The organism is Micromonospora sp. 067-2 (genome assembly GCF_046549295.1).
Classification (GTDB): Bacteria; Actinomycetota; Actinomycetes; order Mycobacteriales; family Micromonosporaceae; genus Micromonospora.
Map to the genome: position 1 here is coordinate 71,369 of NZ_JAJPWB010000005.1, position 25,658 is coordinate 97,026.

The following is a 25,658-nucleotide window of genomic DNA, read 5'->3' on the forward strand; positions in this document are numbered from 1 at the left end:
AGGCGACGCTCGGCCGCGCCCCCCGAGCCCGGCCGGACCACGCGAAACTCGCCCTCCTCACGCGGGGTGACGACGCCGGTCGCGTCGCCACCCCGCCCCCGTCGTGGTGTGCCGCCGGAGCGCCGACCGTCAGTGCGGTATCCATACCGGTACGGCCGGCCCGGCCGCCGCCCTGGCCGCCGTCCGCGGATGCCGGGGCTGGGGCGAGCATCGGGTCACGCCGGCTGCGGGACCCGCCCCCTGCCACGCCGCCCCCGGCCCGACGGCGCGGGCTCGGCCTCGTCAGGCACCGGGGTCAACTCGTCACCCAACTCGCCGTCCAGGTCGTCGCTCCGCGGGTCGACGCTGTCCGGGTCGTCGCCCTGCGGGTCGCCGTCCGGGTCGTCGTCGTCCGGGTCGAGCGGGAGGGTCAGTTCGGCGTCGAAGTCCCCACTCCGCGCACCGAGGCCGACGGCAGGGCCGGCGTACGTCGTGCCGTAGTCGGACAGCTCGAAGTCCTCGTCGAGCGGACGGCCGTCGGGCCGGACGGGCACCTGCCCGGCCGGCACGGGCTCGGTGGGCTCTCCGTGCACCCGGCTCTCCGCGTCCGCGTCGTCCACCGTGCTGGTGGACATGCTGGGCCGGTTGCGCAGGAATCGGGCCCGCCCCCGAGACAGGTCGTGGCCGACGGCGACGGCCTCCAACTCGTAGAGGGTGCGGTGGTTGCCGGCGTCGTCGGTCCAGTCGCGGGTGTAGAGCCGGCCGCAGACCACCACCGGGTCCCCGACCATCACCGAGGCCGCCACGCCTTCGGCGAGCTTGCGCCAGCAGTTGACGCGGACCCGGAGCGAGTTGCCGTCGACCCAGCGGCCGGTCTCCCGGTCGAGCCGGCGGGCGGTAGACGCGACCTTGAAGTTGGCCACCAGGGTGTTGCTCTGGGAGGTGCGGCGCCAGTCGGGCACCGTCAGAACATTCCCGACAATTGTCACGTACGTGTCGAACATCGTCCCTCCAGGGGGATCGGGGGCCTGCCAGCGCGAGTCGACTCGACACCGAGCCTGGACCGCGCCCAGCACCGCCGCCAGCACCCCACCTCGGCCTGTGGACGACGAAGCCACCTGTGGACAACGCCCTGATCACATCTCTCTGTGGTACGACCGACCAGCCCGAACGGTCGACGGCGGTTTCCGGAGCCGACCGAACTGGGTATGGATTTGATCAACGCAACACCGACAGCTCCACGTCGACGAGAGGTCAGCGCCATGATGATCACCACCATCGGCTCCGCAACCGCTTCCGAGGCGCGGCGATGAGCGCCGTGGCGAACCCGGCCACCGTGGCGGAGTGCCTGCGCGTGGGCACCGGGTTCTCCCAGGGCGACCGCAACTGGATCGCCGAGCAGTTCGCCACCCTCGACGCGCGGCTGGCCAGCTTCCACGCGGACGCCACCGAGCTGGAGGTGTCGGTGAAGGACCGGGAGGCCCGGGGCCAGAAGGTCACCCTGGAGTGCTGGATCGCCGGCCGCCAGAAGATCGTGACCACCTCTGCGGAGTTGGACCTGCACGCCGCGCTCAACGACGTCCGTGACGACCTGCGCCGGCGACTCAACGACGCCAAGACCCGCCAGGAGCCGCGGCACAACAAGCACCTGCGCGACGTCGGTCAGCCGCAGGTCGACCTCGACCCGGCCGAGGACGCGGAGGCCCTGCCCGCCGCCGACCCGTCCCGCACCGACGCCGAGACGGCGTAACCGCACCCCGCCAACCCCGCGATCTTGCGCCTGGGAAACCCCTTGCCGCGCCTTTCGTGCGCCACGAGGAGGCGGCACGTGCGAGATCGCGGGGTACGGCGCTGCGGGGCTACCGCTGGGTAGGTTGCCGGCGTACCGTCGCGGTCGTGGAACCGGACGTGTTGGGGCCGCCGTACGAGCGGCAGACGATCGACCTGGGCACCGACGACGAGGGGCCGGTCGTCGCAACCCTGGTGCGGCGGCGGGCCGAGCGGCCCACCGGGCGGGCCGTGCTCTACGTGCACGGGTTCGTCGACTACTTCTTCCAGACCCACCTGGCAGACTTCTTCGCCGAGCGCGGATGGGACTTCTACGCCCTCGACCTGCGCAAGTACGGTCGCAGCCTGCTCCCGCACCAGACCCCCAACTTCTGCCAGGACATCAGCGACTACTTCCCCGAGCTGGACGCCGCCGCCTCGATCATCCGCAGGGACGACGGGCACGACACCCTCCTGGTGATGGGCCACTCGACCGGCGGCCTGATCATCTCGCTCTGGGCGGACGCCCGCCGCGACACCGGCACCGTCGACGGCCTCGTGCTCAACAGCCCCTTCTTCGACCTGAACGCACCCTGGGCGGTGCGCCGACCCCTCGCGGCCGCCGTCTCCCGGCTGGGCCGCAGGGCGCCGCACCGCATCCTGCCGTTCGGGCTCGGCACGGTGTACGGCGAGAGCATCCACGCCGACCACCGCGGCGAGTGGACCTACGACCTGGCGTGGAAACCGCTGGCCGGGTTCCCGGTCCGAGCCGGCTGGCTGAACGCGATCCGCACCGGTCAACGCCGGCTGCGCGCCGGGCTGGACATCCCGGTGCCGGTGCTGCTGGCCTGCTCGACCCGCTCCTTCCGGGGCACCCGGTGGCACGACAACGCCACCCTGGCCGACGCCGTCCTGGACGTCGAGCACATGGTCCGGTACGCGCCGAGGCTCGGCCGGCACGTCACCCTGGCCCGCTTCGACGGCGGGCTGCACGACCTCACGCTCTCCGGCCCCGCCGTACGCCGAAAGGTCTTCGACGAGGTCGGCCGGTGGGCCGAAGCGTTCCTGGCCGCCGGCCCCACCGCCCCGGCGGGTGCTGCCCCGACGGACACCGGCTCGATCGACGACTCGTCGCCCACCCCCACCGCACCGGCCGCCGGCTCGACCGGCGACGAAGGTCGGCCGCCGGAGAGCCGACGGCCGGCGGACGATCCGGCCGAGGCGACGACGGCCGTCGGACGATCGGCCGAGGCGACGACAGCCGGCGACTGACCCCGCCGAGGCGACGACGGCCGTCGGACGATCGGCCGAGGTGACGGCGGCCGGGCTGACGCCGACCACGGCGGCACACCTCGCCGGGCCGGCAGGCCGGGCGCGTCTCAGACGTCGCTGGCCGTCGGCGGGAGGAGGGCCCGGATCCGGTCGAAGGTCGCGACCGGGTGACCGTCGACGCCGGGCAGCACAAGGCCCAGGCAGTACGGCGACATCTCCCCGGTCGCGTCGGCCTGCACGACGAAGACCGGCGCCCCGACATACCCCGGCGGCAGCTCGGCGGTGATTCCCACGGCGTCGCCGTCGCGGACCACCCGCTCGATGGCCACCTCCAGCGGGCGCGACCCGTCCTCGCGTACCCCGTGGGCCAGCACGAAGGCGGAAGTGGCGGCGGCGCCGAGGCGGGCGACCACCTCGGGCCCGGCGGCGATCCCGGCGGGAACCTGCTGCACCCGCCACCGCCAGCCGCCGTCGCCGGCGTAGCGGTGCAGCCCGGCGGTGGGCAGCACCGCGACGCCGTCGCCCGGGAAGCGGGCCCAACCGGGCCTGATGTCGCCCTCCGCGACGGCGGCCGGGGCGACCCCGGCGGGCTCGGTGACACTCGCCCGAAGGCCGAACTCCCCACCCTGGACGCCGACCAGGTCGGCCGCCGTCAGCAGCGACTCCCCCACCGGGTCGTCGGTGCCCTGATAGAAGAACGCGGTGCCGAAGCGCTGGTCGACGGCGTCCGACGACCGGTACGGCAGGATGGCGCGGCCGACGATCTGGCACAGCTCGTAGGCGACGTCGTTCTCGGCGTCGGGGTCCAGCAGCACCAGCCGAGGGTACGGTCCAGCGCCAGGGCGGTCCCCGGGAACCCGGATGCCGGCTGTCCCACCTCCGTGAGACGCTGCTCGGCGACGTGGACGCGGGCACCCTTTTCGCCGCCGACCGGCGGGGCGGCGGTACCCTCTTGGCGCGACATCCACGCCACGCGCCCGTAGCTCAGCGGATAGAGCAGGGGACTTCTAATCCCAAGGCCGCAGGTTCGAATCCTGCCGGGCGCACCACCTCTTATCAGCCGAATGACTGATCCCCGCCGCGCCTCGGTCGGCGGGATTCGCGCCGGGCCGGGCACAGCAGCATGCACAGCTGCCCGGTCCCTGAAGCAGAGACCGGGCAGCGGGATCGCGCGAGGATCAGACGTTGTGGGCGGAGCGGCTGCCGGCCTTGGCCAAGCCCCGGCTCACCATGTAACCGATGGTCAGCATCACGACGTAGAGCCACGCGCGGTCGGCGCGGAAGAAGTCGCCAGCGGCGCCGTTGTCGCCGTTGCCGTTGCCGTCCACCACGAGGGAGGCGATCAGCACGCCGAGGACGGCTACCACGTACGCGATGAACTCGGTGGTCTTGAACGCCGGCTTGGTCTCGTCGTGCAGGCGACGCGGCGAGGAGTCGGTCGTGTTGACGCCGCGCGAGGTGGAGGGGGACGTAGTCATGTGAAGCTCCTGTATCTGATGTGCCCAGGCGAGCAGAAAATTCCGTTCTGCGCCAGCCGTGGGCACGGATGCCGTATGGCATCGAAGAATTTGGTGCTGGTCACGGAAGCCGGGTGACCTGCCGAAAGCGCTGGTGTCCGCAGTGACGCGGTGAAGCGCTGTCGCCTTACCTGCCCTGCAGCGAATCGGGCAAACATCAATGTCGACCCCAAGCGGGGACAGTGGCGTACGACACGCCGCCGTCGCGCCTGTGGTTGTTTGGCGGCGCGACTGACGGGCATCTCTCTATCGAGGTCGATCGACCTCTTTGGTTGTGTCGCCAGCACGGTGCGTCGTACCGCATCGTCCGGCGGCCGGCTGCCCAGACTTCGCAGCCTTCCCGAACCCCGTACTACGGTTCGTGATCGTCACCCGTTGGCGTGGACTTCCCGCCTCGGTGCTCGATGATCGTCGGATCACTCGGAAGGCGAGTGGTGTGAGGCACGGATACGTACGCCCTTTCCGCCGGAGTGAGCCGGCCCGTGCCGAAGCCACTGATCGAGGGCACCCAGGCGACGGGCTCGCTGGTGCTGCTGTGGATCTTCCTGTTGGTGCCGATCGCGGCGCTGATCGCGGCGGTGCCCGTGGCCTGGGGTCGGGGCATGTCCGCGCTGGACGCCTCCATGGCGGTCGTGGGCTACGTGATCGCGATGGCCGGCGCGACAGTCGGGTTCCACCGGCACCTGACGCACGGATCGTTGCTGCTACCGGCCCGCCGCGCCGGACGATAACCGACCACCACTGATGACCGTCAGCACAGGCCCAGCTGACATCTCGTGCCGCGTACGGGCCAGTTGTCCGGACGTTCGGCGATCACCCATCACCACGAGGGCTTCCTGTCTCGAACGCACACCGCGCCCTGTCCACATACGGAGGAAACGATGAATGAGCGTCACACCGTAATCCGCAGCCTGCACGACGTCGGAGCCGCTCTGTGGCTCGGCGGATCCCTGATGGGTGCGGTCGGCCTCAACGGGGCCTCCCGGACCGTCAACGACCCCGACGAACGCGCCCAGGTCGCGTCGGCGGGGTGGGCCAAGTGGGCACCGGTCTCCGCTGCCGCGATCGGCGCGCACCTGATCGGTGGCGCTGGTCTGCTGATCGCGAATCGGCGCCGGGCCAGCACCCAGGCCGGTGTCACCGCCAACACCGCCGTCAAGACGGCGCTGACCCTCGCCGCGGTCGCCACCACCGCCTACAGCGGGCTGCTCGGCGCACGCATCGCCCGCGGGGGTGCGGTGCCCACCGACGGCGCCACCGATCCGTCGTCGGCTACTCCGCGGGACATCGCAGCCGCGCAGCGCCAGCAGCGGATCCTGCAGTGGGCCACCCCGGCGCTGACCGCGGTGATCGTGACCCTCGGTGCCCAGCAGGGCGAGCAGCAACGGCCCAGTCAGATGCTCGGCGGCATCGGCGCGCGGCTGGGCCGAGTGACCGGTCGCAGCCGGTGATCCTCCCGCCGGGTCAGGCCGTCGACGACGTCTGTGGTGGCATCGGCGGTGGCCTGCCCGCTGAACTCTGATCGATGTGACCTGTCAGGACGGCGAGAGGGGCCGCGACGATCGTCGCGGCCCCTCTCGTCACGTCTGATCGGTGCGCATGCGCGTTTGTCGATTAGCGACGTGGCCCCGCCGGCCGAGCCCGACAATCAGGACTATGCAGGCACGATGGATTCAGGAGAAGGTCATGGCACGTCGGCGAAAGTCCACGGCGCGGCGCGCGCTCATTCTTGCCTTCGCCGCCGGGGCGCTGACCGGCACGGCGGGCACGTTGACGCTGCGTCGCCGTCGGCAGGAAGACGGCTTCGCTGCGGGTGATGTCGCTGCGCAACTCGGCGGCGGCTCGGCTCCGTCCCTGGGAGGGCGTATCGACGGCCCTCAGCAGACCTCGACGAGCACGGCGGCGGCGCATCACAGCTGACCCGATCAGCGTCTTCGGGCGGTTCGAGCGAGAAAGATGAGGTTGCTCATGGCAGAACGTCCCAGCGACAGCCCCCGCGCGGCATCTGTTGACACGCCGGTCGCCGAGTTGGTGCAGCGCGCCACCGAGCAGATCACCCGGCTGGTGCGCGACGAGCTGACGATGGCGCGGGCGGAGATGACCGCGAAGGGCAAGCGCGCGGGCGCCGGTGCGGGGCTGCTCGGTGGTGGTGCCATGCTCGGCTTCTTCGCCGGGGGAACCGCCGTCGTCACGATCGTGCTGGCCCTGGCAGCGATCATGCCCGACGCGGTGGCCGCCCTGATCGTCACGGTGATCCTGGCCATCGCCGCCGCCATCGTGGCTCAGCGCGGTAGGAAACAGGTCAGCAGCGCCATGCCGGCAACGCCCACGGCGACCAGGGACAGCGTACGAGCCGACACCGAGGCGGTCCGTGACGCAGCGAGTCGGAGGCAACCATGAGCACGCCGTCGGGAAGCAACGACCCGGACCAGACGAGGCGCGACATCCAGCAGACCCGCACGGAACTCAGCGAGACCGTAGCCGCTCTGAGCGCCAAGACCGACGTCAAGGGCCGAGCGCGCACCAAGGCCACCACCACCGTCGGCGGGCTTCGCCAGCGCGTCACCCAGGCGGGCCAGTCGGCAAAGACCAGCGCGACCCAGCTCGCCCGCGCGATGAGCCAGAAGGCATCCCAGCGCGCCAGACCGATCATGAACAAGGCACAGCAGGCCACCAGAGCGATCGACGACTCCGCTCATGCCAGCGCGCAGGCCACCGGCAAGGCAGAGTCGGCCCTCCTCAGCAGCGCCCGCACAGCGAAGACAAGAATCGGCAGCTCGGTGCGCGGAAAACCCGGACCGGTCCTCGCGATCGCAGGCACCGCGGCCGCCCTCGCGGTCGTTGCCGTCCGGCGCCGTCGGTGGCGATGACCATCACGCAGACGCTGACGTGATTCGGGTCCGGGGCCGACGATGAGGTGCCCGGTCGCAGGGGCCGATGAGACGACGCGCCGCCTCAGGCGTAGAGGACCTGGGCCAGCATGGCGGGATCGCTGAGGAAGGCATGGGCCACGTCCGTCAGTTTCCGGTTGTGGCGCCGGGCGTAGCTGCGGATGACGACGAACGCCTCGTCGACGTCGACTCCGGCGGCTTGCGCGACCGCGCCCTTGGCCTGTTCGATGACGATGCGGCTGTTCAAGGCGCCCTGCAGTTGCTCGGTCAGGAGCTCGCCGCGTCGGATGGCGCGTTCCTGCAGCAGCCCGATCGCGGCGACATCCGCGAGGGCCTGCATGACGGGCACGTCGGCGTCCTCGAAGTCACCGCCCTTCGTGCCGCCGAAGACGTTCAACGCTCCGATCACCTGGTTGCGCAGCCGTAGCGGAAACGCGTGCACCGACTGGAAGCCCGCCGCGTTGGCGCGGGGCGCGAACCGGGGCCAACGGTCAGCGGCTGCGCTCAGGTTGACGTTGATGACGGGCACGCCGGTCTGGAAAGCTTCAAGGCAGGGGCCCTCGTGGGTCTGTATCTGGAACAGCTCCACGAGTTTGACGTTCTCGTTCGAGCCCGCCATGAACTCGAGCCGACCGTGTTGGTCAGCGAGGACGAGTCCGACGGCAGCCGCGTCAATCAGGTCGGCCGCCCGATCAGTCAGCATCTGTAGAAAGTCAATCAGGTCGAAGTCGTCCACCAGGGTGTCGGCGACCTCGACGAAGATCGTCGCCATCCGTTCGGCTGAAACGATGGTCATCCTTGCCTCCCGGCTTGTCCGGCCCTCACACACACAGTCATAGGAACCTGGGTTACCGCTCGTCGCGGTCGAATCGCAGCCGGCGGGCGACGATGTCTCGGGTCACATCGCCGAGGCGGCGATCCTCCGCATACGCGTAGGCCCGGATCCGCATCATCGCCTCACCGAGGGTGATCCCAAGTTGGACCATGACCATGCCCTGAGCCTGGAACAACTCCGCACGGTACTCGGCCGCGTCGTCGTAGATGTCGTCGATACCGCTGTCGCCGGTCCGCTCCTGCCGGTCGAGCAGGGCGGTCACGGTGACGTCGGCGAAGGTGAGGGCGTCGGCGAGTTCCCCGTTGGTCAGCGGGCCGACGCGGTCCCGGAACACGTCCAGGACGCCCAGGCGGGCAGCGCCGATCTGCAGCGGGAACGCGAACACCGCGCGGAGACCTCCCGCATGGGCGGCGGGTGCGTAGAACGGCCAACGACCGCCCGCGCTGGCCACGACGTCACCGAGATCGGAGATCAGCACCGGGCGACGGCTGCCGAAGGCGTCTATGCAGGGTCCCTCACCAAACATGAACTGCAACTCCTCGAGGCGCTCGCTGACCGGGTCGGACGAGGCGGTCGCCCCCCGGACCCCGCCCTCGGTCATCACGCTGATCCCGGCCCCGGACGCTGACAACTCCTGTGCGGCGGTACTGCACACCTGCCGCAGAAGGCCCTCCTTCTCGCCAGATCCGGCGGGATTCCGCAGGATGAGGTTCCTGATGACGTCGGCGCGGTCATCCATCACTCGCACCGACGTCACGACTGGCACCGGAGGTCGAGCACGGCGGCGACGGCCACCAGGACATCACGAGATGCGAATGCGGCACAGCGACACCTTCCAGATAAGGTGCCGCCGAGGGCTGGGGCAGCAAGACTCGCAGAGCCGGTTGGTCAACCCTAACCCCGAATCGACTGCAACGCATGGCCAACTCTGGCCGTCATGATCAAATCAGCGTTCGCGCAACGGGTAACCAGGCGGTAGCATCCGGGGCACGGCCTGTTGCTGGCCGTTGCCCCAGCCCCCGGCATGAGTCGAATCATGCCGAGGTGTGGCCATGGCCCAAATGTCCGGCGAGCATTTCGTCATCACCGTGCTGGCCGCTCCCGGCGGACCCACCGCCCTGGTCTGCCTCGCGGGTGAGATCGACCTGGCGGCCGGCCCGGCGTTGTCAGGCGTGGTCGACCGCCTGTCCGCCAGCGCGCCGACCGAGGTCGTCGTCGACCTGGCCGATGTCACCTTCGCCTGTTCCACGCTGCCCAATTTTCTGGTCCGGGTGCATCGCGCCCTCCCGGACAGCTCCGCACTGGTCGTCTGCCGCCCCACGGTCAACACCCGTCGGTTGCTACAGGTGACGAACATGACGCGAATAGCGACGCTGCGCAGCGACCTGCCGACGTCGGGTCACTGGGCACCGCGCACCGCCGTACGACCGATCACCCTGCCCGCCCCAGGTCGTATCGGCTGACTCACCCCCCCGGTCGCCCCTCCGTGCACCGATGCGCCTGATCGACGCACCTCATTTCGAGGAGTTTTGATGCCTGTACCACCTTCTGACACCAAGGATCCGGGCACCACCTGGGTCGACACCGCCCGGCGTAGGGCGCGAAACCGCCTCGCCGTGGCCCGGCGGGGCTGGGAGCCGCCGCCATTCACCGCGGGCGCACACCTCCAGGACGCGACCACGCCGGTCATGGTCGTGGAGCAGGCACCCACCGTCGATGACGGCCTTCCTCGTGGCGTACGCACGGCAGGCGCGTGGGCCTGGCGGATCATCCTGTTCATCGCGGCGGCGTACCTGCTCATCCGGGTTGTCGGCCTGTTGCGCGTGGTGGTGATTCCCATCGTGATCGCTCTGCTGCTGGCGGCGCTCCTCGAGCCGATGGCCGCGGCCCTGCGTCGGCGGGGCGTGAACCGTTCCGTGGCCGCCGTACTGGTCCTCATCACCGGGCTGACGGTCGTCTTCGGTGGCCTGACGCTGATCGTGCGGACCTTCATCTCGCAACTGGACGATCTGGGTACGCAGGTCGGCGAAGGCGTGGACCAGGTCCAGACCTGGCTGGCGCAGGGCCCGCTGCATCTGTCCCAGACCCAACTCGATGACGCCGTCGACCGCCTCCAGGCGTCGGTCACCGACAATCAGGCAGCGCTCACGTCCGGTGCGCTCAGCACGGCCGCCACCGTCGGTGAGGTTGCCGCAGGCTTCTTCCTCGTCCTCTTCACGCTGTTCTTCTACCTGCGGGACGGTGGTCAGATCTGGGCCTTCCTCTGCCGGCTGCTCCCCCGCGCCGCGCGGATTCCGACCGCTCGGGCCGGGCACTACTCCTGGCACACCCTGGTGTCCTATGTGCGCGCCACCGTTCTGGTGGCGCTCGTCGATGCCATCGGTATCGGCATCGGTCTCGCGGTGCTGGGCATTCCCCTCGCGCTGCCCCTGGCCGCGCTCGTGTTTCTGGGCGCCTTCATTCCGGTGGTCGGCGCCACCGTCACCGGCGCGGTCGCCGTCCTCGTCGCGTTGGTGACCGAGGGGCCGGTCAGCGCGTTGATCATTCTTGGCGTCGTCATCGCTGTTCAACAGGTCGAAGGGCATCTCCTCCAGCCGTTGATCATGGGCCGCGCGGTGGCGCTGCACCCGCTCGCCGTGATCCTCGCGATCGCCACCGGCGTCGTCGTCGCGGGCATCGTCGGCGGCCTGGTCGCCGTTCCGCTGCTCGCCGTGCTCAACACCGCCATCCGCTACCTGGCTCATCACCCCGACGGCGAACCCACCCCGGACCGGACGTCACCGGGCACCACGCCAACCGACGACGAACAGGCCGAGGTCGAGGAGGCAGCCGACCACGCCGACCAGCGCGCCGACCCGACCGCACCGCCACCCGCCGCCACCTCCGTCGACCCGACCGACGAGGCACGCGCGCACACCGATCAGCAGCCGTTCGCCACCAGCAGCACCGGAAAGGACGCGCTGTGACCACCATTCGCGCAGCGGCCGCGTCACATCCCGAAAGCCGGCCGAGCCGCCACAGCGATTCCGGCGGGAATGACCTGTTGCGGCAGATAGCCGCGACACCGACCGGCGATCCCCGGCGGGCGGAGATGCGGCAACACGCGATCGAGGCGTGGCTTCCGCTGGCCAACCACCTCGCCAAGCGCTACGCGGGCCGCGGCGAACAGCTCGACGACCTGACCCAGACCGCCGTGATCGCCCTGGTGAAGGCCGTCGACCACTTCGACACCACCCGGGGCGTCGACTTCACGGCGTACGCCATCCCGACCATCATCGGTGAACTCAAGCGGTACTTCCGTGACCGCGCCTGGGCGGTCCGGGTGCCCCGCCGCCTCCAGGAACTCCGCATGGCGATCAGCGCGGCGAACAGCACCCTGACCCACACGCTGGGACGCTCCCCGAAGGTCGCCGACATCGCCACCTATCTCGGCGTCACCGAGGAGGCCGTCCTGGAGGGCATCGAAGGTGCGCGCGCCTACCGGAGCACCTCGCTGTCCACCCCGCTCGGCACGGAAACCACCACCGAACTCGGCGACACCCTCGGCAGCACCGAACGCGACTACGAACTGGTCGACCTGCGCGTTTCCCTCACCCCCGCGATGGCTGCCCTCCCCGACCGTGAACACAAAATCCTCATCATGCGCTTCTACGGCAACATGACTCAGGCCCAGATCGCCGATCAGATCGGCATCTCCCAGATGCACGTGTCCCGCCTGATCAGCAAAGCCCTGACCAGGCTGCACGGTCGCCTCGCTGACGACGTCCGCTGAGGAGGGCGTCGTCTCCGGGAGCAGGCCCAGGGCGGCCTGGCTGGACTCAACCCGGCCAGTCGATCTCGTCCAGGAACTCCTGCACGGTGACCACGACCCTGCTGAGCACCCCGATCGAATCCGTCAGCGGACCCGGTACGTACATCCCGTGGTCCGCGTCGGGCACCTCGAGCACGTGGGGGTGACAGCCGGCGGGCAGCGCCGCCGTCCCACAGCTTGTCGGCGGTGCCGCCGACGAGAAGGAACGGTGCGGTCGCGCGGCTCAGCGCGTCGACCACCCACGGCAGCGTGAGCACGGGCGTGAGCCACACCACCTCAGGCCGGCGGGTCGTCCCGGCTGTCGGCCGTCTCTTCGCGGTACCGGTCGATCCACTGCCGGTTGAGGTCGTCGGCCTGGCGCTGATGCCGGGCAACGATGGTGCGCCCCGCTGGCAGGGCCAGCCCGAGAAAGTCGAGGATGCGCCGCGTGGTGGCGACCATGTCGGTGTCGAGTTCCTCGTAGCGCACGACCAGCGGTCGGATCCCCCACGCGGCGAACCACGACTCCCACGCCGCGTCGTGTTCCCTGATCATCTCGATGATGTCCGTGATGCCGGCCGCGTCGAAGCGGGGCACCTGCCCGTTGCCGGCGTCGCCGCCGATCTCCCCGTTGCCGCCGACGAACCACCGGGCCGTCTGCTCCGCGCGCAGCCAGGACACCGCCTGCGCCAGTACGTCGTCGCGTCGCACGAAGACGAAGCGGGTACGGCCGAAGGCCCGGTTCAGTAGTGCGACGTCGTTGCCGGCAAGATCCGGGTAGACCCGCGCGAGCTTGTCGACGACCTCCTCCAGGGTCCCCCACATGAGCTTCGCGCCGAACACCCCGTTGTCCGTCCGGCCGGTGGCCAGCGCAGCCCGCACGTAGTCCGCGTAGTCGAAGCCACCCTCGGCGGTGCGGCGGATCTGCCAGCGATCAACCCACCGCGGCTCGTCAGGTGAGCGGAAGTACGCCTGCGGACGGCCGGCGACACCGGTGGACTCCAACAACCCGAGCAGTAGCGAACTGCCGGTGCGGGGAGTACCGCAGATCAGGTACGAGTCGACGCGATCGATGGGATCCGGCATGCCCGGCAGACAACCGCAACGCCGGTACCTCCGCAACGGAATTGCGCCCGTGGTGGCGCTGGCGTGGGACACGCATCCCAGCTCGGGCCAGTCCAACGACGCCGGCGCAGCCTGGAGCTGGTGCGGCGTCGTCACCGCCCCGGATGCAGCAGGACCTTGGTGTAGCCGTCGACCCGGCGGTCGAACTTGTCGTACGCCTCCACGGCGTCGGTCAGGGGCAGGTCGTGCGAGACGACGAACGACGGCGTCGCACGCCCTCGAATGATCAGGTCACGGAGCTGTCGGTTGTACCGCTTGACCGGGCACTGCCCGGAGCCGATGGCGATGCCCTTGGTGAACACCTGCCCGTAGTCGAACCCGTAGCGGCCATGCTTGGCGCCCTCGGTGCTCGCCTTAGGGTCTTCCGGCTCGTAGACACCCACCACGCCAATGCGGCCGGCGGCGCGTACCACCTGGACCAGGTTGTCCAGGACCAGGTGCGGGTGCTCCTGGCCGGACGGGTCGTGGGCCTGGTAGCCGACTGCCTCCACGCCGCAGTCGACGCCGAATCCGTCGGTGGCATCCATGATCGCCTGTACCGGGTCGGTCTTCGACGCGTCCACCGCGGTGACCCCGATCCGGTCGGTCAGGGCGAGCCGGTCCGGCTGAAAATCCACGACGAACACCTGGGCCGCGCCGCGCAGCACCGCGCTGTACGCGGCCATCAGACCGACCGGGCCGGCACCGAAGACGGCCACCGCGTCACCCGGCGCGACGCCGGCGAGTTCGGTGCCGTGGTAGCCGGTGGGGAAGATGTCCGACAACATCGCGAAGTCCGACTCGTGCTCGGAACCGGCCGGTAGCTCGAGGAGATTGAAGTCCGCCCACGGCACGCGCAGGTACTCCGCCTGTCCACCCCGGTAGGGGCCCATCTCCGGGTAGCCGTAGCCGGCCCCCGGGTTACCGGACGGGTTCGCCCGCAGGCACGCCGCCGTCCATCCCTCGTCGCAGTTGCGGCAGGTGCCACAGGCGAGGTTGAAGGGCACGGAAACCCGGTCACCCACCGCGACCCGGTCGACCCCGTCGCCGACCTCGACCACCACGCCCATGTTCTCGTGACCCAACACCATGCCGGCGTCCAGCTCGACGCGGCCCTCGTAGGGGTGCAGGTCGGAACCGCAGATGTTCGTGGTCGTGATCTTGATGATCGCGTCCTTGGGTGCCTCGATCCGGGGGTCGTCGACGTCCTCGACGGCCAATGTGCGCGGCCCGCGAAACACCACTGCCTTCAACGCGCTCTCCCGTGTCTGCTCGATTCGTGCGACAACGACGACGCTAACCGGCTTCGACCATCTCGTCCTGAGAACGACGACCGACACTTCTCCCACGGCCGCCTCGCCGATCGCCCCCGCGCGCTCGGCTGACCCGCGCGTCACCTCACCTGCGCTCAGGCGTCGGCAAGTGTGTCGAGGTAGCGGGCGAATCCGGCAGGCGCGCGGCTGTGCTGGCGGGCGCTGGTGTCCACCGGGCAGGTGGCGTCGGCGACGATCCGCAACCCGGCCTGCCGGCCGCGGAACACCAGATCGTGGTCCTCACCGTGGGTGAGGGGAGCGAATCCGCCGAGATCGTCGTAGGCGCTGGCCGCGCAACCCAGATTCGCGCCGTGGACGTGGGTGTGGTCGGAGCCGTGCAGCTCGCTGCGGTACCGCTTCTCGTACCGATCGCGGACCTGTCGTGGACGTAGCGTCCAGTCGGCGACGGTGACGGTGCCCACGAGGATGTCGGTGCCGCGCAGCGCGTGGCGCCGGTGCCAGTCGATCCAGTTTCGAGGGACACGGCTGTCGGCGTCGGTGGTGGCAAGCCACAGTCCTTCTGCGCCACCACGCAGTGCGTGGGCGAACCCGGCAGCTCGCGCGGAGCCGACGTTGCGGGCTGCCAGCTCCACGACGGTGGCGCCAGCCTGCGCGGCGATGGCGGCGGTGCCGTCGCGGCACTGGTCCGCCACCACGATCAGCTCCGTGCGCACCGGCTGGTCGTGCAGCGCCGCACGCAGCGCGCTGAGGCAACCCGGGAGCATGGCCTGCTCGTCGTGCGCGGGCACGACCACCACGACACGGTTCAGCACAGACCCTCGACCTGGGCGACGGACCTGGCCTGCGGGGGTACGCGGAGGAACACGTCTAGGAGAAAGTCATCTTCCTCGTGCCGTACGAGGCGGTGCAGGCCGGGTTCGGCGTTCAGCACCCGGTGGACGTCGTCGCCGGTGCGCGTGTGTTCCGCGACGGTCGGACGCCAGTGCACCGCGACGAGGGTGCCACCAGGCTCGAGAGCCTGTACCGCCCGGGTCGTCAACAGGCCGAGGTCGACGTCGTCGAAGTAGTAGCAGAGTTCCGACAACACGACGAGGTCGAAGCGGCCGTCCGGCCACTGGTTCGGTATCCGGAGTTGCCGGACCTGCACGTGCGGGTGGTCGGCGAGCCGCTCGGCGGTGGTGCTCACCGCAGCGGCGGCGGTGTCGACGGCCAGTAGCCGGTCACACCGCTCCGCCAGCCTGAGGGTGAGCATGCCGGTGGAACAGCCGGGTTCGAAGCCGGAGCGGTATCGCCGCTGCGGGAGGCAGGCCACGGTGAGGTCGTGTTTACGCTGCTCGTACCAGCGCGTCTGGAAACTCCAGGGGTCGTCGTTGGCCGCGTACATCGCGGTGAAGTACTCCGGCGGAGTGCTGCGGGCGGAGGCTGTCATCAGATGAACACCGTTTCGTACGGGCGGGCGAATCGTGCCAGGACGTTCGGCGGCAGGATCGCGGCATCGGCCGGCTCCGGTCCCAGGGGCAGGATCTGGCTGGGAAACTCGTTGATCGCACGGGCTTTGGCGGCGCGCGCGGCCTCGGTCAGGTCGACCCGTCGGGCGCGCTGCCAGGGCACCTCGGGGGCGTCGGGAACGGCCCAGTGCCACGTCCAGATGGGAAATTCGAGCAGGACCGCCCCGGTGCGTCGACACGCCTGCGCCGCGGCTCGGCCGACCGCCTCGTGGTCGGGATGTCCGTCGCCGCGCCAGGTGGTCAGGCACCACTGCCCCGGCCGCAGCCGCCGGCACAGCGCGTCGGTCAGCGACGCCTCGTCGACGGCGCCGTCCGGCTGACCGAGGTGATCAACGGCCGAGCGGGGTACGCCGAGGAGCTTGCAGGCGGCGGCTGTCTCGGCACGGCGGATCGCGGCCAGTTCGGCGCTGTCGAAGACCCGCGACCCGGGATGCGAGGCCTCGCCGTCGGTGACGACGATCACCTCCGCTCCGTCGATCATGCTGAGCAGACCGCCGACCCCGAGAACCTCGTCGTCCGGGTGGGGGGCGACAACCAGCGGCGGGGTGGCACCGCTGGAGCTCAACGACAGCCTCTCCCAGGTGCCGGGGGCCGACCACGCGGTCCACCGTTGTTCGTCGGTGCCGGCGGCGACGATCGGCTTCACCACTGCGGGTCCTCCTGTCCGGCCACGAGCGCGCCGAGCCCCGCGAGGTCGGCCTCGGCGTGGCTCTGACGCAGGTACACGGTGAGATCGGCGACGCGGCGGGCGTGCTGCGCGTCCCGGCACAGCGGGCCTGCCCCCAGTGCACGGCCGACCCGGTCGATCACCGTCGTCGCCGCCTGCTCGACGGCGGCGCGGACCTGGTGCGCGAGCCGGCCCGCGTCACCGGTGGGGTCTGCGTCGATACGAGCTGCGGCGGCTGTCAGCGTGGCGCGGGCAGCGGCGAGGACCGCATCGACCGCGCCCAGATGCGCCAGGGCGTGCTGATCGAGTGTCCGCGCCCGGGCAGCTCGGTGCAGGGTGTCGGCAACGCCGACCGCTCCCCCGTACCAGCAGGCGGCCACTCCTACCCCGCCGTGCCAGAAACCGGGGCGGTCGGTGTACGCGCCGGGACCGCCGACCGGAGTCGCCGTGACATCGGCGAAGCGGACGGTTCTGCTGTCGCTGGCTGCCATGCCGACCGCCGGCCACGTCCCGTCCAGTGCGTCGACGCCAGCCTGATCCAGGTTGACGGCGAACAGCTGGATCCCGTCCGGGGTGGCGGCGGTGACCAACGCTCGATCGCAGACTCCCGCTCCCGAGCACCAGGGGCGGTCGCCGGTCAGACGCCAGCCGTCACCCTTGGCCGACGCGGTCACCGAGGTCGGCGTCGCCGCCCAGACTCCCCAGGCACCGCGACGCCCGGCCACGTCGGACGGCCCGTCGAGCTCGGCGAGAATCGCCAGCGCGTCGGCGTGCCCCTCCCCCAGCCGAGCCAGGACAACGTCCTGGCGGCCCAGCTCCGCCAGGCGCAGAAGGCGTTCGGCGGTCCGGCCGCTGCCAGGCAACGGAAGATCGAATCGTCCGGTGTCGACACCGTCGCGGAAGGCCTCGTTCACCGATCCTGTGTCTTCATCCGCGGGCATCAGGCACTCGCCCGTTCCGCGTCGAGCCGGTGTGCTGCCGGCTGGCCCACGTCGGGGCCGCCACACTGCTGGCAGACACACACGCCGTCGTGCCGCTGGCAGCCATACCCAACTCCTGAGATCCGTCGGTGATCAGACCGCGGGCGGTGGAAGATCCAAGCCCGGCGAGACGTGCACAAGGTGCCCAGCGCGCATCCGCTCAAACATCGCGGAAACCGGGGGTCGGTCGGAGAGCCGGTGCTGCGCCGACATCGTCGATCGACGCTCTCATCCCATCGCAAGGTGGTCCGTCAGACTGAGGCGGCAGCGACGCAGAACTCGTTGCCTCCGGGTCGGCCATCACCACGTGGTGCCCGTCGTCCTCGATCAGGACGACGCCACCCGCCCGTCCGGAGACGCGCCCGGTCCCCTCACGCCCCGACGTAGGCCGCGAGGTGCTCGCCGGTGAGGGTGGAGCGGGTGGCGACGAGGTCGGCGGGTGTGCCCTCGAAGACGACCCGGCCGCCGTCGTGGCCGGCGCCGGGGCCAAGGTCGATGATCCAGTCGGCGTGTGCCATGACCGCCTGGTGGTGCTCGACGACGATGACCGACTTGCCGGAGTCGACGAGCCGGTCCAGCAGGCCGAGCAGCTGCTCGACGTCGGCGAGGTGAAGACCGGTGGTCGGCTCGTCGAGGATGTAGACGCCACCCTTCTCGGCCATGTGGGTGGCCAGCTTGAGCCGCTGCCGCTCACCGCCGGACAATGTGGTGAGCGGCTGGCCGAGGCTGAGGTAGCCGAGGCCGACGTCGGCGAGCCGTCCGAGGATGGCGTGCGCGGCCGGTGTGTGCGCCTCGCCGGCGGCGAAGAACTTCTCGGCCTCGGTCACCGACATGGCGAGCACCTCGCTGATGTCGCGATCGCCGAGGTGGTATTCCAGCACCGACGCCTGGAACCGCTTGCCCTCGCACTCCTCACACAGGGTGGCGACGCCGGCCATCATCGCCAGGTCGGTGTAGACGACGCCGGCCCCGTTGCAGGCGGGGCAGGCTCCCTCGGAGTTGGCGCTGAACAGCGCCGGCTTCACGCCGTTGGCCTTCGCGAACGCCTTGCGGATCGGTTCGAGCAGACCGGTGTACGTCGCCGGGTTGCTGCGCCGCGAGCCCTTGATCGGCGCCTGGTCGACCGAGACCACGCCGTCCCGGCCCGACACCGAGCCGCGGATCAGCGAACTCTTGCCCGAGCCCGCCACCCCGGTGAGGGCGACCAGTACGCCGAGCGGGATGTCGACGTCGACGTTCTGCAGGTTGTGGGTGGTGGCGCCGCGCACCTCCAGCGTCCCCGACCTCGTCCGCACCGAGGGCTTCAGGGATGCGCGGTCGTCCAGGTGCTGGCCGGTGAGGGTGCCGCTGGCCCGTAGCCCTTCGACGGTCCCCTCGAACACCACCTCACCGCCCTCGGTGCCGGCGCCCGGGCCGAGGTCGACGACGTGGTCGGCGATCGCGATCGCCTCCGGCTTGTGCTCCACGACGAGCACGGTGTTGCCCTTGTCCCGCAGTCGCAGGAGCAGGTCGTTCATCCGCTGGATGTCGTGGGGGTGCAGCCCGATCGTCGGCTCGTCGAACACGTAGGTGACGTCGGTCAGCGACGACCCGAGGTGGCGGATCATCTTGGTCCGCTGGGCCTCGCCGCCGGACAGCGTCCCCGACGACCGGTCGAGGCTGAGATAGCCCAGCCCGATCTCGACGAACGAGTCGAGCGTGTGCTGCAGCTTCGCCAGCAGCGGCGCCACGGACGGCTTGTCCAGACCGCGTACCCACTTGGCGAGGTCGCTGATCTGCATGGCGCACGCGTCGGCGATGCTGGTTCCGTCGATCTTCGACGAGCGGGCCGCCGCACTGAGCCGGCTGCCCTGGCACTCGGGGCAGGTCGTGAACGTGACGGCCCGCTCGACGAAGGCGCGGATGTGCGGCTGCAGCGTGTCGACGTCCTTGGACAGGAAGGACTTCTGGATCTTCGGGATGAGACCCTCGTAGGTGAGGTTCACGCCCTCGACCTTCACCTTGGTCGGCTCCCGGTACAAAAAGTCGTGCATCTCCTTCTTGGTGAACTTCCGGATCGGCTTGTTCGGGTCGAGGAGGCCCGACTCGGCGTAGGTCCGTACCGTCCAGAAGCTGTCCGACTTCCAGCCGGGGATGGTGAACGCACCCTCGGCGATCGACTTGGAGTCGTCGTAGAGCTGGGTGAGGTCGATGTCGGACACGCTGCCCCGACCTTCGCAGCGCGGACACATGCCACCGGTGATGCTGAATTCGCGACGTTCCTTCACGGTTCGTCCGGCGCGCTCCAGGGTGACCGCGCCCGCGCCGCTGATCGAGGCGACGTTGAAGGAGAATGCCTGCGGCGAGCCGACGTGCGGCTGCCCGAGTCGGCTGAACAGGATGCGCAGCATCGCGTTGGCGTCGGTGGCGGTGCCGACGGTGGAGCGCGCGTCGCCACCCATCCGCTGCTGGTCGACGATGATCGCGGTCGTCAGCCCGTCGAGCACGTCGACCTCGGGCCGCGCCAGCGTCGGCATGAAGCCCTGTACGAAGGCGCTGTACGTCTCATTGATCATCCGCTGTGACTCCGCGGCGATCGTGCCGAACACCAGCGAGCTCTTGCCGGAGCCGGAGACCCCGGTGAAGACCGTGAGCCGGCGCTTCGGGAGCTCGACGCTGACGTCCCTGAGGTTGTTCACCCGCGCGCCCTGCACGCGGATCAGGTCGTGGCGGTCGGCAGCGTGCGACACCGACGGGTCTGCGGCCTTGCTGGTGATGGGCATGACAGTCAGGCTAAACGCGGGTCGGGAGCAGGCGCTTCTCGATTCCTGACGGGTCTGGTCACCTGTTTCGCCAGGCAGGAGGGCATCCCCGCCGCCGCGTCCCGCACCTGTCGCCGGTAGGTGCTGGGCGGCACACCGACCAGCTCGGTGAAGCGGGTGCTGAAAGTGCCCAGCGACGAGCAGCCCACGGCAAAGCAGACGTCGGTGACGGTGAGGTCGCCACGGCGCAGCAGTGCCATCGCGCGCTCGATGCGCCGCGTCATGAGATAGCTGTACGGCGATTCGCCGTAGGCGAGGCGGAACTCCCGGCTGAGGTGTCCGGCCGACATGTGCGCGCGGCGGGCGAGTGCCTCGACGTTGAGCGGAGACGCGTACTCCCGGTCGATCCGGTCGCGGACGCGACGCAGCCGCGCGAGGTCGTGCAGGTGGTGCGTCCCGTCAGATCTGCTGGTCACCTGCCGAATCGTGCCACAGAGGGAGGCGGCGGGACCCACCCCCTGCGCAGCACAGCGTGATGCCTCGGCAACACTCCGCGCACAATGGGTGATCCGCTGCCGCCGACCATGCTATTCTCCGACGTCGATCTCCGCCGCGCGGACCCGGACCGGGTCGTTGTCGGAAGGACGCCTCCCGATGCCGGCCGTTGCCATCCGGACCACGCCGCCGCCCGCGCTGGACAATCCGGCCGGCGGCGCGCTCGGTCTCATCTTCACCACGTTGCCGGCCCTGTTGCGGCTGACCTGCGGGCTGGTCGCCGCGGTGGTGGCGCTGTGGGTGCGTACCCCGCCGGTCGACCCGGCCCTGCTGCTGCCCGGCGTGGCCGCGCTGACCGGCTGGTCGCTCTGGTACGCCGCCCGGGCGCTGCGCCACGGGATCACGCCGGCCCTGGTCGCCGGTGACGTCGCGGTCACCGCGGTGGCCTGCCTGCTCATCCCGCACCTGGTGGCACCCGGGGTGCTGCCCGGCGAGGGCAGCTGGATCGCGGTGCTCGCCAGCGCCACGGTGATCAACGCGCAGGCCACCGCACGGGCGCGCTGGTCGATCCCGGCCGGGCTGCTGGTCACCGCCACCTACGCGGCCGGCGCCCAGGCGGCCGGCAACCCCACCGAGGCTCGGGCGCACGCCGCCACCCTGCTGGTGCAGACCGCCTGTACGGCGATGATGGCCACGGTGATGCGCCGCCGCATCGGTCGGGCGGACCGGGTGTTCGCCGAGCACCAGCGGATGACCCGGGACGCGTTCGTCGCGCGGGCCGCCCGGGAGGCCGAACGTCGGCAGAACCGCGACCTGCACGACACCGTGCTCGGCACGCTGACCATGGTGGGGCTCGGCGCGGTGCCCCGGCGGTCGGCCGCTTTCCGCGAACGGTGCGCAGCCGACCTGCGTACGCTCGTCGCGCTGACCGACGCCGGCCCGGTGCCCGGCGACGGCCCGGTGCCGCTCGACGGGCGGTTGCGGAGGGTGCCGCAGCGGCTGCCCGAGCTACGGGTGAACCTGGAGCTGGCGTCGTGCACGGTGCCCGCCGGGGTCGCCGACGCGATCACCGACAGCGCCTACGCGGCGCTGTCCAACGTGGTCCGGCACGCTCCGGGTGCGCGGGCGACCCTGCGCCTGACCCGGGACGCGGTCGCCGTCGTGGTCGAGGTGACCGACGACGGCCCCGGCTTCGACCCGACCGGCGTCCCGCCGCAGCGGTACGGGCTGCGCGAGTCGGTCCGCGGCCGGATGGCGGCGATCGGTGGGCGCGCCGAGATCCGGTCGGCGCCCGGCGCCGGCACCCTGATCCGGCTGGAGTGGCCCGGTGTCGGCTGACCTCGGCGCCCAGACGGAGCCCACCGGAGCACCGCAGGCACCGCCACGAGCTTCGCGGTCGGCGCCCCGGCCGGGCCGGACCGGCGTGCCGTGGCCCCGGACCCCGGCGCCATCGGCGGTGCCGACCACCGCGCCGGCGGCGGTGGCGCACGCCTCCGACCGGGGTGCCCGGATCGCCGCCGTCGCGATCGCGCTGGTCTGGCATGTGGCCATCGGACTACCGGCGGTCCTGGCGGCCCGTGCGGAGTTCGCCGCGCCCGCGGTGGTGCTCGGCGGCTGGGCGCTGGTCGCGGTCGCCGGCACGGTCGCCGGGATACGGCTGCTGCGCGGTACGCCATTGCCGCCGTGGCCCCTCACCGGGCTGTTGCTCGCCGTCGACGCGGCGGTCTTCGCCGCCGTTGGCGAACGCCAACTGTTCGCCGCCGCCAACTGGGTGTGGGGGACGCTGGCGTGGTTCTTCGTGCTGGCGCTGTGGGGTCGGCAGGTGACCGGCCTCGTCGCGCTGCTGGCCACCCACGCGCTGATCGCGCAGGCCGCCGTGCTCTGGCACGGCCCCGACGCGGCCGACCTGGCCCGCTACGTGATGTACGTCTACGGCACCTCCTCGCTGCCGGTGGCGGTCTTCGTCGGCAGTGCGGCGATCGTCGACCTCGCCCGGCGGCGAGCCGCCGCCGCGGCGGCCGGTTCCGCGATGGCCGCCGAGCGGGAAGCCGCCGAGCGGGGTCTGCGGGAACGCCGCGACCGCCTCGCCCTGGTCGGCGCGGCGGCCGGGCGGTTGCTCGCGGAACTCGCGGCCGGGCAGGCCGACCCGGATGACCCGGAGGTGCAGCGCCGGTGCGTGCTGGCCGCGGCTCGGTTGCGCCGCCTGATCGCCGAATCCGACGACGTGCCCGACCCGCTGCTGCACGAACTGCGCGCAGCCGCCGACCTGGCCGAACGCAACGGACTACCCATCGACCTGGTGACCATCGGGTCTCCGCCGCCGCTGCCGGTGGAGATCCGCCGCCGGCTCGCCGACCCGCTCACCGGCCTCCTCGCCGACGCCCGGGAGTGGGCCCGACTGACCGTGGTCTCCGGTCCCGACGAGGTCGTGATCAGCCTGGTCACACCGGACCAGGAGGGGCCGGACTCGACCGGCCCGCCTCTCGGCGAGCACGACGACGGGCCGGTACAGCACCTCTACGAGCGGGACGGGGACATCAGATGGGCGCAGACCCGGTGGCGGAGGTGACCGGCGACCGGCCGATCGGGGTGGCCATCGTCGACGACCACCCGGTGGTGGTCGACGGGGTGCGCGCCTGGCTCGCCACCGAGCCCAGGCTGACCGTGCTGGCCACCGGAGACGATCCCGACGAGGTGCTGGGGGCCGCGCCGGACGCCGACGTGGTCCTGCTCGACCTCCGGCTGCACGGCCGGATGGCGCTGGGCAAGGTGGCCGAGCTGAGCGCCGCCGGACGGCGGGTGGTGGTCTACTCGGAGCACACCGACCCGGAGACGATGCTCGCCGCCCTGGACGCCGGGGCGGTCGCGTTCCTGGCCAAGCACGAGGGTCGGGAGCACTGCGTGGCGACCGTACTGGCCGCGGCGAGCGACCGCCCGTACGTGCCACCGGCGCTGGCCGGCGCGATGGTCGGCGACCCACGACCGGACCGGCCGCTGCTGTCCGACAAGGAGCGCGAGGCGCTGCTGCTCTGGTTCCAGTCGATGTCCAAGGCGTCGGTGGCCCGCCGGATGCAGATCAGCGAGCACACGGTCAAGCAGTACGTCGACCGCGCGCGGATCAAGTACACCCGTGCGGGGCGGCCGGCTGCCACAAAGGCGGCGCTGCTCGCCCGGGCGATCGAGGACGGCCTCGTCCGCCCGGAGGAGATCGGCATCTACCGGTCATCGGCGGCGTACGACCAGCCGACCCCCTAACAGGCGTCATGACAGCGCCTCCCGGATCCGCCAGGCTTGCCCCACAGCCAGCTGACCGGGAGGTCGTGACGATGCACGCCGACGCGTCCCCCTTCTTCATCGGCCCGCACCGGTTCGACGCGCCGGAGGACGACGGCGGTCCGACCCTGGACCGTCGCCACGACCTGTGCCCGCTGCCCGGCGAGCGGGTGCTCGGCCGGTACCGGCTGTTCGTCGCGGGTTACCTGCTCGGGCCGACCGAGTCGTGGCGCGGCTGGCGGGCGCCCGGGCAGGCGCTGGTCACCGTCACCGACCAGCGGATCTGCTGGGTGGGCGGCGGCTCGCAGCTGTCCCTGGTGACCGACGACACGGGCCGGTCCCCGGGGCGGCTGAACGGCCTGATGAGCGGGCAGATCCGCTGGCAGTGGCCGTCCCGGTTGGAGCTGCGGGCGGCCAGGTCGGACGACGTGACGCAGCTGCTGATCGTCTGTGACGCGCTGCGCACCATCCAGCAACCGGCGCTGGCCCTCGGCGGGTCGACCGCGGAGATCGTCGCGCTGGCCCGGCAGGTCCGCCGGGCGGTGGCCACGTTCCGGCTCACCCATCCACAGCTGGTCGACCTCTCCGCTCAGGAACGCGACGTGCTGCTGCTGCGAGCCGGCTCCGGATGGCTCGCCGGAAAGACCAGGGTCACCCTGCCGGGTTCGCTGCCCGTGGAGTTCCGGTCCCGGGACGACTACTACCGTTCGGGGCCGGCGCCGACCTCGCGGGCCGGGCTCGCAGGCGGCGCAGCATCCGGGCGTCGGTGAAGCCGACCGCCCGCGTAGCCGTCAGGCGGTGGGCGCGCGGTCCTCGTCGGCGGCGTCCAGGGCGGCGGCCTCCTCCGGCGTCGGTGCGCTGCCGCCCAGGTGCGCCGGCTGCCACCAGGTGTCCTCCGGGCCGGCCGGCGAGTCCGGGTAGTCCCGCTGCGCCCGGTCGACGAGCGCGCTGAGCCGGGTGGTCAACTCGGCGGCCAGGACGTTCGGGTCCGGGAAATCCGCGGGGTTGATCGGCTCGCCGATGAGGATGGTGATCGGCGTGTGCCGACGGGTGAGGGTGCGCGGGCGACCCTTCGTCCAGAGCCGCTGGGTGCCCCACAGCGCCACCGGCAGCACCGGCACCTTCGCCGAACGGGCCATCCGGACGGTGCCGCTCTTGAGCTCCTTGACGGTGAGTGACCGGCTGATCGTCGCCTCGGGGAAAACGCCGACCACCTCGCCGCGCTTGAGCGCGTCCACCGCAGCGCGGAACGAGGCCGCACCGGCCTGCCGGTCCACCGGAATGTGCTTCATCCCGCGCATCAGCGGGCCGCTGACCCGGTGCCCGAAGACGGACTGCTTGGCCATGAACCGGACCAGCCGGTGCGACGCGTTCGCACCCAGGCCGGCGAAGATGAAGTCGAGGTAGCTGACGTGGTTGCTGGCCAGCACGGCTCCGCCGGTGCGGGGTACGTGGTGGGCGCCCTCGATGGTGATCTTCAGGTCGAGGACCCGGAACAGCGTCTTGGCGGCGGTGATAACGGGCGGGTACACGAGCTCCGGCATCCGCAGAATCTACCCTGCCCG

Annotated in this window: 28 protein-coding genes and 1 tRNA gene; 15 read left to right on the top strand and 14 right to left on the bottom strand. The window is 71.1% G+C overall.

Annotated elements, in window-relative coordinates; genetic code table 11:
- Positions 1-215: 215 nt before the first annotated feature.
- Entirely contained in the window at positions 216-983 is a 768-nt protein-coding gene (locus tag ACLJN9_RS13110; protein WP_410811516.1) for a single-stranded DNA-binding protein, read from the bottom strand.
- 305 nt (positions 984-1,288) lie between these two features.
- Here ACLJN9_RS13110 and ACLJN9_RS13115 point away from each other — a divergent pair, with 305 nt between their 5' ends.
- Together ACLJN9_RS13115 and ACLJN9_RS13120 are read left to right on the top strand one after the other, a co-directional pair.
- The gene (locus tag ACLJN9_RS13115) at positions 1,289-1,729 is read left to right on the top strand and encodes an HPF/RaiA family ribosome-associated protein (protein WP_410811517.1); all 441 of its coding nucleotides are present in this window, start codon (positions 1,289-1,291) and stop codon (positions 1,727-1,729) included.
- A 146-nt stretch (positions 1,730-1,875) separates the two neighbouring features.
- Complete coding sequence (locus tag ACLJN9_RS13120; RefSeq protein ID WP_410811518.1) at positions 1,876-3,018, top strand: alpha/beta hydrolase; 1,143 nt, start codon at positions 1,876-1,878, stop codon at positions 3,016-3,018.
- 107 nt (positions 3,019-3,125) lie between these two features.
- Here ACLJN9_RS13120 and ACLJN9_RS13125 read toward each other — a convergent pair whose 3' ends face one another.
- Positions 3,126-3,833 (bottom strand): hypothetical protein, encoded by a 708-nt coding sequence (locus ACLJN9_RS13125; protein ID WP_410811519.1) that lies wholly within the window; start codon positions 3,831-3,833, stop codon positions 3,126-3,128.
- Positions 3,834-3,991: 158 nt separating this feature from the next.
- Here ACLJN9_RS13125 and ACLJN9_RS13130 point away from each other — a divergent pair.
- A tRNA-Arg gene (locus tag ACLJN9_RS13130) sits at positions 3,992-4,067 on the top strand.
- A gap of 129 nt (positions 4,068-4,196) precedes the next feature.
- On the opposite strand, the gene ACLJN9_RS13135 is transcribed toward ACLJN9_RS13130, so the two are convergent.
- A complete protein-coding gene (locus tag ACLJN9_RS13135) occupies positions 4,197-4,496 on the bottom strand; it encodes a hypothetical protein (protein ID WP_410811520.1) in 300 nt (99 codons plus the stop codon).
- 521 nt (positions 4,497-5,017) lie between these two features.
- On the opposite strand from ACLJN9_RS13135, the gene ACLJN9_RS13140 reads away from it, so the two are divergent.
- The 5 genes from ACLJN9_RS13140 to ACLJN9_RS13160 all read left to right on the top strand — a co-directional run bounded on the left by ACLJN9_RS13140 (position 5,018) and on the right by ACLJN9_RS13160 (position 7,405).
- On the top strand, positions 5,018-5,266 hold the full coding sequence (locus tag ACLJN9_RS13140; RefSeq protein ID WP_410811521.1) for a hypothetical protein: 249 nt from the start codon (positions 5,018-5,020) through the stop codon (positions 5,264-5,266).
- A 150-nt stretch (positions 5,267-5,416) separates the two neighbouring features.
- Positions 5,417-5,986: a hypothetical protein gene (locus ACLJN9_RS13145; RefSeq protein WP_410811522.1), complete on the top strand. Its 570-nt coding sequence runs from the start codon at positions 5,417-5,419 to the stop codon at positions 5,984-5,986.
- Positions 5,987-6,191: 205 nt separating this feature from the next.
- A complete protein-coding gene (locus ACLJN9_RS13150; protein ID WP_410811523.1) occupies positions 6,192-6,455 on the top strand; it encodes a hypothetical protein in 264 nt (87 codons plus the stop codon).
- A 48-nt stretch (positions 6,456-6,503) separates the two neighbouring features.
- A complete protein-coding gene (locus tag ACLJN9_RS13155) occupies positions 6,504-6,935 on the top strand; it encodes a phage holin family protein (RefSeq protein WP_410811524.1) in 432 nt (143 codons plus the stop codon).
- Positions 6,932-7,405, top strand: a complete 474-nt coding sequence (locus tag ACLJN9_RS13160; protein ID WP_410811525.1) for a DUF3618 domain-containing protein — start codon at positions 6,932-6,934, stop codon at positions 7,403-7,405. The genes ACLJN9_RS13155 and ACLJN9_RS13160 overlap by 4 nt, the downstream gene beginning before the upstream one ends.
- 85 nt (positions 7,406-7,490) lie before the next feature.
- Here ACLJN9_RS13160 and ACLJN9_RS13165 read toward each other — a convergent pair whose 3' ends face one another.
- On the bottom strand, positions 7,491-8,222 hold the full coding sequence (locus ACLJN9_RS13165) for a GAF domain-containing protein (protein ID WP_410811526.1): 732 nt from the start codon (positions 8,220-8,222) through the stop codon (positions 7,491-7,493).
- 52 nt (positions 8,223-8,274) lie between these two features.
- The gene (locus ACLJN9_RS13170) at positions 8,275-9,000 is read right to left on the bottom strand and encodes a GAF and ANTAR domain-containing protein (RefSeq protein WP_410811527.1); all 726 of its coding nucleotides are present in this window, start codon (positions 8,998-9,000) and stop codon (positions 8,275-8,277) included.
- A 313-nt stretch (positions 9,001-9,313) separates the two neighbouring features.
- Here ACLJN9_RS13170 and ACLJN9_RS13175 point away from each other — a divergent pair, with 313 nt between their 5' ends.
- The 3 genes from ACLJN9_RS13175 to ACLJN9_RS13185 all read left to right on the top strand — a co-directional run bounded on the left by ACLJN9_RS13175 (position 9,314) and on the right by ACLJN9_RS13185 (position 12,033).
- Complete coding sequence (locus tag ACLJN9_RS13175; protein WP_410811528.1) at positions 9,314-9,724, top strand: STAS domain-containing protein; 411 nt, start codon at positions 9,314-9,316, stop codon at positions 9,722-9,724.
- A 69-nt stretch (positions 9,725-9,793) separates the two neighbouring features.
- On the top strand, positions 9,794-11,227 hold the full coding sequence (locus tag ACLJN9_RS13180; RefSeq protein ID WP_410811529.1) for an AI-2E family transporter: 1,434 nt from the start codon (positions 9,794-9,796) through the stop codon (positions 11,225-11,227).
- Entirely contained in the window at positions 11,224-12,033 is an 810-nt protein-coding gene (locus ACLJN9_RS13185; protein ID WP_410811530.1) for a SigB/SigF/SigG family RNA polymerase sigma factor, read from the top strand. Before ACLJN9_RS13180 ends, ACLJN9_RS13185 begins: the two co-directional genes overlap by 4 nt.
- A 315-nt stretch (positions 12,034-12,348) precedes the next feature.
- Here the strand turns inward: ACLJN9_RS13185 and ACLJN9_RS13190 are convergent, their stop codons facing one another.
- The 8 genes from ACLJN9_RS13190 to ACLJN9_RS13225 form a co-directional block, all read right to left on the bottom strand.
- Positions 12,349-13,137 carry a Stf0 family sulfotransferase gene (locus tag ACLJN9_RS13190; RefSeq protein ID WP_410811531.1) on the bottom strand — a complete coding sequence of 263 codons (789 nt, stop codon included), beginning with the start codon at positions 13,135-13,137 and terminating at the stop codon, positions 12,349-12,351.
- Positions 13,138-13,268: 131 nt separating this feature from the next.
- Complete coding sequence (locus ACLJN9_RS13195) at positions 13,269-14,399, bottom strand: glutathione-independent formaldehyde dehydrogenase (RefSeq protein ID WP_410811979.1); 1,131 nt, start codon at positions 14,397-14,399, stop codon at positions 13,269-13,271.
- A gap of 164 nt (positions 14,400-14,563) precedes the next feature.
- Positions 14,564-15,241 (bottom strand): glycosyltransferase, encoded by a 678-nt coding sequence (locus ACLJN9_RS13200; protein WP_410811532.1) that lies wholly within the window; start codon positions 15,239-15,241, stop codon positions 14,564-14,566.
- Complete coding sequence (locus ACLJN9_RS13205; RefSeq protein ID WP_410811533.1) at positions 15,235-15,858, bottom strand: SAM-dependent methyltransferase; 624 nt, start codon at positions 15,856-15,858, stop codon at positions 15,235-15,237. Before ACLJN9_RS13205 ends, ACLJN9_RS13200 begins: the two co-directional genes overlap by 7 nt.
- Positions 15,858-16,586 carry a PIG-L deacetylase family protein gene (locus tag ACLJN9_RS13210; protein ID WP_410811534.1) on the bottom strand — a complete coding sequence of 243 codons (729 nt, stop codon included), beginning with the start codon at positions 16,584-16,586 and terminating at the stop codon, positions 15,858-15,860. The genes ACLJN9_RS13205 and ACLJN9_RS13210 overlap by 1 nt, the downstream gene beginning before the upstream one ends.
- Complete coding sequence (locus tag ACLJN9_RS13215) at positions 16,580-17,518, bottom strand: acyl-CoA dehydrogenase family protein (protein ID WP_410811535.1); 939 nt, start codon at positions 17,516-17,518, stop codon at positions 16,580-16,582. The genes ACLJN9_RS13210 and ACLJN9_RS13215 overlap by 7 nt, the downstream gene beginning before the upstream one ends.
- A 437-nt stretch (positions 17,519-17,955) precedes the next feature.
- Positions 17,956-20,346, bottom strand: coding sequence for an ATP-binding cassette domain-containing protein (locus ACLJN9_RS13220; protein ID WP_410811536.1), 2,391 nt, complete (start codon positions 20,344-20,346; stop codon positions 17,956-17,958).
- Positions 20,347-20,351: 5 nt separating this feature from the next.
- Entirely contained in the window at positions 20,352-20,801 is a 450-nt protein-coding gene (locus tag ACLJN9_RS13225) for a helix-turn-helix transcriptional regulator (RefSeq protein ID WP_410811537.1), read from the bottom strand.
- A gap of 178 nt (positions 20,802-20,979) precedes the next feature.
- Between ACLJN9_RS13225 and ACLJN9_RS13230 the strand changes: the two genes are divergently transcribed.
- The 4 genes from ACLJN9_RS13230 (at position 20,980) to ACLJN9_RS13245 (ending at position 24,863) form a co-directional block, all read left to right on the top strand.
- Positions 20,980-22,158 (top strand): sensor histidine kinase, encoded by a 1,179-nt coding sequence (locus tag ACLJN9_RS13230; RefSeq protein ID WP_410811538.1) that lies wholly within the window; start codon positions 20,980-20,982, stop codon positions 22,156-22,158.
- Between the two features lie 85 nt (positions 22,159-22,243).
- Complete coding sequence (locus ACLJN9_RS13235; RefSeq protein WP_410811539.1) at positions 22,244-23,389, top strand: hypothetical protein; 1,146 nt, start codon at positions 22,244-22,246, stop codon at positions 23,387-23,389.
- Entirely contained in the window at positions 23,362-24,075 is a 714-nt protein-coding gene (locus tag ACLJN9_RS13240) for a response regulator (RefSeq protein WP_410811540.1), read from the top strand. Before ACLJN9_RS13235 ends, ACLJN9_RS13240 begins: the two co-directional genes overlap by 28 nt.
- Before the next feature lie 71 nt (positions 24,076-24,146).
- Complete coding sequence (locus ACLJN9_RS13245; protein WP_410811541.1) at positions 24,147-24,863, top strand: hypothetical protein; 717 nt, start codon at positions 24,147-24,149, stop codon at positions 24,861-24,863.
- A 21-nt stretch (positions 24,864-24,884) separates the two neighbouring features.
- Here the strand turns inward: ACLJN9_RS13245 and ACLJN9_RS13250 are convergent, their stop codons facing one another.
- Positions 24,885-25,637, bottom strand: a complete 753-nt coding sequence (locus ACLJN9_RS13250) for a lysophospholipid acyltransferase family protein (protein WP_410811542.1) — start codon at positions 25,635-25,637, stop codon at positions 24,885-24,887.
- Positions 25,638-25,658 lie beyond the last annotated feature (21 nt).

What these genes read in the sequence shown, in the direction of transcription:
- ACLJN9_RS13110 (WP_410811516.1), bottom strand. Translation starts at nt 983, where the DNA reads ATGTTCGACACGTACGTGACAATTGTCGGGAATGTTCTGACGGTGCCC.
- ACLJN9_RS13115 (WP_410811517.1), top strand. Translation starts at nt 1,289, where the DNA reads ATGAGCGCCGTGGCGAACCCGGCCACCGTGGCGGAGTGCCTGCGCGTG.
- ACLJN9_RS13135 (WP_410811520.1), bottom strand. Translation starts at nt 4,496, where the DNA reads ATGACTACGTCCCCCTCCACCTCGCGCGGCGTCAACACGACCGACTCC.
- ACLJN9_RS13145 (WP_410811522.1), top strand. Translation starts at nt 5,417, where the DNA reads ATGAATGAGCGTCACACCGTAATCCGCAGCCTGCACGACGTCGGAGCC.
- ACLJN9_RS13150 (WP_410811523.1), top strand. Translation starts at nt 6,192, where the DNA reads ATGCAGGCACGATGGATTCAGGAGAAGGTCATGGCACGTCGGCGAAAG.
- ACLJN9_RS13155 (WP_410811524.1), top strand. Translation starts at nt 6,504, where the DNA reads ATGGCAGAACGTCCCAGCGACAGCCCCCGCGCGGCATCTGTTGACACG.
- ACLJN9_RS13160 (WP_410811525.1), top strand. Translation starts at nt 6,932, where the DNA reads ATGAGCACGCCGTCGGGAAGCAACGACCCGGACCAGACGAGGCGCGAC.
- ACLJN9_RS13165 (WP_410811526.1), bottom strand. Translation starts at nt 8,222, where the DNA reads ATGACCATCGTTTCAGCCGAACGGATGGCGACGATCTTCGTCGAGGTC.
- ACLJN9_RS13170 (WP_410811527.1), bottom strand. Translation starts at nt 9,000, where the DNA reads ATGGATGACCGCGCCGACGTCATCAGGAACCTCATCCTGCGGAATCCC.
- ACLJN9_RS13175 (WP_410811528.1), top strand. Translation starts at nt 9,314, where the DNA reads ATGGCCCAAATGTCCGGCGAGCATTTCGTCATCACCGTGCTGGCCGCT.
- ACLJN9_RS13180 (WP_410811529.1), top strand. Translation starts at nt 9,794, where the DNA reads ATGCCTGTACCACCTTCTGACACCAAGGATCCGGGCACCACCTGGGTC.
- ACLJN9_RS13190 (WP_410811531.1), bottom strand. Translation starts at nt 13,137, where the DNA reads ATGCCGGATCCCATCGATCGCGTCGACTCGTACCTGATCTGCGGTACT.
- ACLJN9_RS13205 (WP_410811533.1), bottom strand. Translation starts at nt 15,858, where the DNA reads ATGACAGCCTCCGCCCGCAGCACTCCGCCGGAGTACTTCACCGCGATG.
- ACLJN9_RS13220 (WP_410811536.1), bottom strand. Translation starts at nt 20,346, where the DNA reads ATGCCCATCACCAGCAAGGCCGCAGACCCGTCGGTGTCGCACGCTGCC.
- ACLJN9_RS13230 (WP_410811538.1), top strand. Translation starts at nt 20,980, where the DNA reads ATGCCGGCCGTTGCCATCCGGACCACGCCGCCGCCCGCGCTGGACAAT.
- ACLJN9_RS13240 (WP_410811540.1), top strand. Translation starts at nt 23,362, where the DNA reads ATGGGCGCAGACCCGGTGGCGGAGGTGACCGGCGACCGGCCGATCGGG.
- ACLJN9_RS13245 (WP_410811541.1), top strand. Translation starts at nt 24,147, where the DNA reads ATGCACGCCGACGCGTCCCCCTTCTTCATCGGCCCGCACCGGTTCGAC.
- ACLJN9_RS13250 (WP_410811542.1), bottom strand. Translation starts at nt 25,637, where the DNA reads ATGCCGGAGCTCGTGTACCCGCCCGTTATCACCGCCGCCAAGACGCTG.